General features: G+C 49.7%; 6 protein-coding genes. 3 read left to right on the top strand and 3 right to left on the bottom strand.

The features are described from left to right. The 3 genes from HWQ67_RS11150 to HWQ67_RS11140 form a co-directional block, all read left to right on the top strand. Positions 1-1085, top strand: a 1085-nt coding sequence (locus HWQ67_RS11150) for a serine/threonine protein kinase (protein WP_218252764.1), incomplete at its 5' end; no start/stop codon positions are given. A 12-nt stretch (positions 1086-1097) separates the two neighbouring features. After that, positions 1098-1895 (top strand): ABC transporter permease, encoded by a 798-nt coding sequence (locus tag HWQ67_RS11145; RefSeq protein ID WP_218252763.1) that lies wholly within the window; start codon positions 1098-1100, stop codon positions 1893-1895. A 4-nt stretch (positions 1896-1899) separates the two neighbouring features. Continuing rightward, the gene (locus tag HWQ67_RS11140; RefSeq protein ID WP_218252762.1) at positions 1900-3444 is read left to right on the top strand and encodes an ABC transporter ATP-binding protein; all 1545 of its coding nucleotides are present in this window, start codon (positions 1900-1902) and stop codon (positions 3442-3444) included. Between the two features lie 230 nt (positions 3445-3674). Here the strand turns inward: HWQ67_RS11140 and HWQ67_RS11135 are convergent, their stop codons facing one another. The 3 genes from HWQ67_RS11135 to HWQ67_RS11125 form a co-directional block, all read right to left on the bottom strand. Beyond that, positions 3675-4988, bottom strand: a complete 1314-nt coding sequence (locus HWQ67_RS11135) for a S41 family peptidase (RefSeq protein WP_218252761.1) — start codon at positions 4986-4988, stop codon at positions 3675-3677. 31 nt (positions 4989-5019) lie between these two features. After that, positions 5020-6156: a murein hydrolase activator EnvC family protein gene (locus tag HWQ67_RS11130; protein ID WP_218252760.1), complete on the bottom strand. Its 1137-nt coding sequence runs from the start codon at positions 6154-6156 to the stop codon at positions 5020-5022. A 1-nt stretch (position 6157) separates the two neighbouring features. Next, positions 6158-6441: cell division protein FtsX (locus HWQ67_RS11125; RefSeq protein WP_218252759.1), on the bottom strand; the 284-nt coding region annotated here is incomplete at its 5' end.

Here is a 6441-nt window from a genome sequence, read left to right as displayed (position 1 = left end):
AGCTGCTGTACAACCTAGGTGTCGACTACGAAAAAAAGAGAATGTTGGATAAGGCCCTGGCCGTATACGAATACGTGCTTAGTACCGGTCCGTACAAGGACCTCAATGACCGTGTAAAAAAGGTTCGCATAAGCGGCGAAACGGTCATCATCGACACCTCCAAGAAGGACTCCACGGTGATAATCAACACCAAGGAGGAGTCGCTGTATGTGAACAAATTGGGCCGCTATTGGATCATCAAAGAGCTTGGGCGTGGCGCCATGGGGATCGTCTACAAGGGCAGGGACCCCGAAATCAACCGCGACGTGGCACTTAAGACGCTCGATTATGCCGAAATGGACCTGGAGGACGACGAAAAGGCGGATGTCGAAGCACGGTTTAAGCGTGAGGCTGAAGCAGCCGGTAAGCTCTTTCATCCCAACATCGTTAAGATATTTGACGTTGGCACGCACACTGAAAAAGGTAAGGAGATCGCCTACATCGCAATGGAGTATCTTGACGGCACAGACCTCTCGGATTATTGCAAGAAAGACTCAAATTTGCACCCCAGAGACGTCATCAGGATTATTACCACCGTTGCCGATGCCTTGGACTATGCCCATAGCAAGGGGGTAGTGCATAGGGATATAAAGCCTGCCAATATCATGATGCTCAGTAATAAGGAGATCAGGGTCACGGACTTTGGCGTTGCCCGCATTATCGAATCATCCAAGACGGAAACCGGTATGGTCATGGGCACACCAAGCTACATGTCACCCGAACAGGTGACCGGCAATAAGGTAGATGGCAGGTCTGACCTGTTTTCGTTGGGCGTGTTGTTTTTTGAACTCCTGGTCTGCCGCAAACCCTTTGAGGGCAACAGCATTGCAGCCCTGATGCACAGCATAACAAAAAACCCCACCCCTAACATCAAAGATATAGACCCCAAGGTACCCACATGTATCGCCAATATAATACTCAAGATGCTAGCCAAAGACGCCAACAACAGATACCAGACAGGCAAGGAACTCATTGAGGCTATCAACGATTGCAAGAGACTGATTAAACAACGTGCCGCAGCACATAACGTCAACAAGCAAAAATAGCATAATGTATAGATGCACCTGATTGGTTTTACCAGAAAGCTCTATATGTACCGTGCGATTATTGCCTCCATGGCGATACAGGATATCCAGAGACGGTATGCTGGTACGGTTGCTGGCTTCATCTGGTCCATCATCAATCCCCTGGTGACGATCCTGGTGTACTGGTTTGTATTTTCGGTCGGACTGCGCGTGCAACCTATCGGAGATGTGCCGTTTATCCTGTTTTTTGCCGCCGCCCTGCTGCCCTGGATGACCTTCAGTGAAACCATCCTTATCAACGTAAACGTGATCGCAGCAAACACTCACCTGATAAAGAAAATGGTCTTTCCCTCCGAAATACTACCGTTTGTCACACTACTTGCAAACCTGATAACCCACTTTGTGATGCTGGCCATCTTTATGGGTATCATGCTTGCGTATGGGATACCGCTGTCCTTTATAAATCTGCAATGCCTCTACTATATGTTTGCCATGTGTGCCTTTAGCATAGGTTTGAGCTGGCTGTTTGCGGCCATAAACGTATTTCACAAGGACACTTCCGTGGTACTGGGAGTCATTATGAACATATGGTTCTGGCTCACACCCATCGTCTACGGCATAGACGTGTTGCCTGAGAAGTTCCATGTAATATTAAAGTTAAATCCGATTTTTTACATTGCGCAGGGCTACAGGGAGTCCTTTGTCTACGGGGTGCCGTTGTGGAATCATATGTATCAGGGGGCGTACTTCTGGGCGGTGACACTAACAATGCTCGTCATAGGCGGATACGTGTTTAAGAAGCTAAAGCCTGAGTTTGCGGAGATGCTGTAAAGACATGGATGAATCCATTGCCATTGCCGTATCGGATGTATCAAAGAAGTTTCGGCTGTTTAACTCACCCCGACAACGGCTGATAGAGGCGCTGCACCCGTTTAAGAAGAAACTCCATCGCGAGTTTTGGGCATTGCAGGGCGTAAGCTTTGAGGTTCCCAAGGGGGCAACGGTTGGGATCGTGGGCAGGAATGGTTCGGGAAAATCAACCCTGTTGCAGGTCATCTGTTCGGTCTTGCATCCAACGAGCGGGTCGGTTGTGGTCAATGGCCGGATTTCGGCCCTGCTGGAGCTGGGGGCCGGGTTTAATCTTGAACTGACGGGCAGGGCAAACGTCTTTCTCAACGGTACGGTTATGGGGCTGTCCCGCGATGAGATCAAGGAGCGGTTGCCGCTGATTGAGGACTTTGCCGACATCGGCGAGTTCTTTGACCAGCCGGTTAAGACCTACTCTTCGGGCATGTTCGTGAGGCTTGCCTTTGCCACGGCCATCAACGTTGACCCCGACATACTTATCATCGACGAGGCGTTGGCCGTGGGGGATGCCAAGTTCCAGCACAAGTGCTTTGGCAAGTTCCTCGACTTCCAGAAGGCACACAAGACCATCCTGTTTGTCAGCCACAGCACCGAGTCCATCGTAAAGCACTGCGACTATGCCGTGTTGCTCGAAAAAGGCAGGCTCATAGAAAAGGGCCAACCACGGGCCATCACCGATTATTACCTCGACCTGCTCTTTACGGGGCAGATAGCGGGCTATGCCATTGACCCCGTCCTGGTGGAGGACGGCTACAGGGGGTTTAACATCGTACACTTTAAGTTCAAATACTACGGCTTTTTGAGTTCGCTTGGGCACATTGAGCTTAACTCCATAAGCGATACCGAGCTGCAGGGATATATGCTTACGCAGAGGTGTGTTGTTGGCTCCTCCGACGATGAGGTGAGAGAGATGATCGACCTCATAGTCAATGCCTCTGAACCGGAGTCGGCGGTTGCAAACCTCGACGTTCCGGCGGGTGAACAGAAGGAGACCGTGACCGAGTTGAGCCGATTCCTTGAGGAAATCCCCGCAGTCGATAAGTGCGTGACCAGAAACAGCTACAATAAAAATGAATACCGCATCACCGATGGCCGCGGACGGATCGTTGACTACCTTGTTGTCTGTGACGGACGATATGACCCCGTCTCTGTGAAATCGGGCAGCCTGATAGACATATATCTCAAGGCCAGATTTAGTGCCCCTGTTGAACAACTTATCTACGGGTTTGCCCTAAAGACTCTTGATGGCGTTCTTGTCCACGGCAACAACACGCGACTTGCCAGACATCCGGTCTCTGCGGCTGAGGCCGATCAGGTGGTAGTGTTTCGGTTCTCCCTCAGGATGGCAGTGCAGTCGGGGGATGTCTTCCTGGACCTTGGCGTTGCAGAGAGGCTTACTTACGAGGACAAGCCCGTGGATGTCCGCTATGGCTTAATACATCTGAGCATACAACAGGGCAACGTCTTCACAGGAATGGCAGACCTCAACCCCACCTTTGAAGAAATAAGATAAAAGAAGAGGAATAGTTCAGCTATATAATTGAGATATTGTCAATCAACTGTCAGCAAGATAAGAAGGGGTCAAGGGGACTGGTCCCCTTGCGGGAGGGGTCTGAGGGGAGGGCGGAGCCGCTCCCCTTTTTTTTCTCAGGGGGGTGAACTATTACAAAATGGGTTTACAGGCAGATTGGTGGCAAGGTCAGTGTGTCCTGCCGTTGGGACAGGACACCGCCGCCAAACGCATTAAGTGGCCTGAAAAAACTTTTTCATAACATCCCAGGTCTTTAGGACATCGATGGCACGCTGTAACTGGACATCGTCCTTTTCATCGATCTCTGTGGGTGCTTTTTCGGGTTCTTCGCTATCCTGCGATTCACTCTGGTCGTTGCTGAGGTGTCCCTCGAGGTCCTTTTCCCTCGTAACGACGTGTTCCTTACCATTTTCGGCCTTGAGCTTTACTACAATGTCAGGGGTAATGCCGGTGTTCTGGATGGATATTCCCTTTGGCGTATAATACCTGGCCGTTGTCAGCCTCAGGCCCGCACCATCACTCAACGGCAATACGCTCTGCACGGAACCCTTACCAAAGGTTGTAGTACCTATGATCACCGCCCTGTTCCAGTCCTTGAGCGCACCGGCGACGATCTCCGAGGCACTGGCACTGCCCTCGTTGACAATGACTACCATCGGGAGCTTTTCAAACTTGTCTGCACCTTCGGTTAAGAACTCCTTCTTTTCGCCGGAGCGGTCCTTTATGTAGACGACCAACTTGTTTTTCGGCAAGAACTGCTCGGCAACACCCACCGCACCCTGTAACAACCCCCCGGGGTCGTTTCTGAGGTCGAGGATGACGGCCGTCAGTTTTTTCTCTTTCAGCTTATCAATGGCCTTGACCAGGTCGCTGACCGTCTTCTCCTGGAACTGGGTGATCTTTATGTAGGCAATGGAGTCGTCTACGACCTTGGACTTGACACTCTGTACCTTGATAATGTCCCTGGTCAGTGTGTAGTCCTTGGGTGCTCCCATGCCCTTGCGCATAATGGATATGGTAACCTTTGACCCCTTTTGGCCACGCATCTTGCTGACGGCATCAAACAGGGTCATCTTCTCCGTAGACTCGCCGTTGATCTTGACAATGATATCGCCGGCCTTTATGCCTGCCGAATATGCCGGGGTGTCCTCTATGGGGGCAATGACGGTGATAAAACCACCCTTCTTGCCTATCTGTATACCAACGCCACCAAATTCACCTTTTGTGTCAACCTTCATCTCCTTAAACAGCTCCGGTGTCATAAATCCGGAGTGTGGGTCCAGCGAGCTGACCATTCCTTTTATCGCTCCATAGATCAGGTCCTTGGTCTTTACCTCTTCTACGTAGCTGCTCTTGACGATATTGATCACTTCGGTAAACAGCCTAAGGTCCTGATAGACCTCTGCCTCGGCATTGACTACCCGTACCGTCCACCTGCCAATGAATACACCACTGGCCGCTATGACAAAGATCAACATCCAGAACAAAACCCCTCTCAATGCCCTGTTAACTAACGCCTTATCCATTGTTTTATCCTTAACCTCCTGATTTTTCTATCTATCTTTCTGTTTTGAGCCATTGTAAGGGATTTATCGGTTTCCCCTTATACCTAACCTCAAAATATATGCCTGAACTGTTTAACACACCACTCTCTCCGGCATTACCTATTACACTCATTCTCTTAACCGTATCGCCAACCTTTGGAGACAACCTGCTGAGATTGGCATACACGGTGTGATAGCCCGTGCCGTGATTTAAAATAACCACCTGCCCCAACCCCTTAAACCAATCGGCAAAAACGACCTTACCGTCATAGACGGCCTTTACGTCGGATTCATCGTCGGTGCTTATGTATATGCCGTACCTGAAGACAGGCGTCTTAAATTGCGGGTCTTGGTGGGCGCCATAGGGGATGGCCAACTTGCCTGCGGCAGGCCAGGGAAGCTGACCCTTGAGGTTCTTGAAATCCGAGTCGGGGACAATGTCCTGTTTCATCTGTCTCTCCATGATTTCCTTTAACCTGGCGGAGGTGGCCTCAAGCTCCTTCAACATGGATTCATACAGAATCTGCTCTTTTTTGATCGAATACAGTAGTTCTTTCCGTTCTTGTCTCTTGGCGAGGAGCTGTCTTTCGGACTCCTGCAAACTGTCGGCATCTTTCTTCTGCTGCTCCAGCATGGTTCGCAGTTCCTTTTCTTTTTTCGTGTATTGAATGGCAGCGCTCTTATACAGCAACATCTGTTTGTATTCCCGCACGGAGAGTTTTGTCAGATAGCTGTTAAGGCGCAACATCTCATAAAAGCCCTCCGTATTTAAGAGGAGCAGTATCTTGTCTATGTCGTAGCCATAGCGCTGGAGTATCTTCAGCCTCCTGCGCAGGGTGGACTTTATATTTGTCAGGGAAGCCTCTACCTTGGAGGTCTCCTGTTTAACGACTGTTATTTTAGCGTTTAATTGTTTGATCTTAGCAGTTTCTTGTTTTACCTCGGAGCTGAGTTTATTTAACTCCCTGGTTGAGCGCTCCAGTTCCTCTACAACGTTTCCTTCTTTTTTTCTGGTTGTTTCGAGCTTTTCCCGATGGCTCTGTATTTTCTTTTGGACATCTTCGTATTTACTTTCGGTGTTGTCGGCACGTGCATAGACAGCAACGGCAGCAAGCAATGTAAGTGTCATAGCTAGTAAAGTCTTAGGCATCTCAATATTTTAATCTCCCCAGGGCAAAGACGACCCCACCCAGACCTAAGATAAGCCCCAGTACCGGCATGAAATATAATGCGACAAAAGGCACGGCAATAAACGAAAATACCGGTATGTTGACCATTATCCTCCCGATGAGATAATTGTTAAGTATCCACAGCAGGATCGTTCCCAACACTCCCCCTATAAAACCTATAACAGCCCCTTCAATAAAAAACGGCGCCCGGACAAATGCCCTTGTTGCACCCAACAGCCTGTATATCTCAATCTCATCCATTCGCC

The organism is Candidatus Magnetobacterium casense (assembly GCF_019173545.1).
Lineage (GTDB): Bacteria > Nitrospirota > Thermodesulfovibrionia > Thermodesulfovibrionales > Magnetobacteriaceae > Magnetobacterium > Magnetobacterium cryptolimnobacter.
Note: the sequence above shows the minus strand (reverse complement) of the source record. Positions and strands in the feature narration are given on the sequence as shown.

Excerpts from the sequence above, each read along its gene's own strand:
- HWQ67_RS11145 (WP_218252763.1), top strand. The coding sequence starts at position 1,098 with ATGCACCTGATTGGTTTTACCAGAAAGCTCTATATGTACCGTGCGATT.
- HWQ67_RS11140 (WP_218252762.1), top strand. The coding sequence starts at position 1,900 with ATGGATGAATCCATTGCCATTGCCGTATCGGATGTATCAAAGAAGTTT.
- HWQ67_RS11135 (WP_218252761.1), bottom strand. The coding sequence starts at position 4,988 with ATGGATAAGGCGTTAGTTAACAGGGCATTGAGAGGGGTTTTGTTCTGG.
- HWQ67_RS11130 (WP_218252760.1), bottom strand. The coding sequence starts at position 6,156 with ATGCCTAAGACTTTACTAGCTATGACACTTACATTGCTTGCTGCCGTT.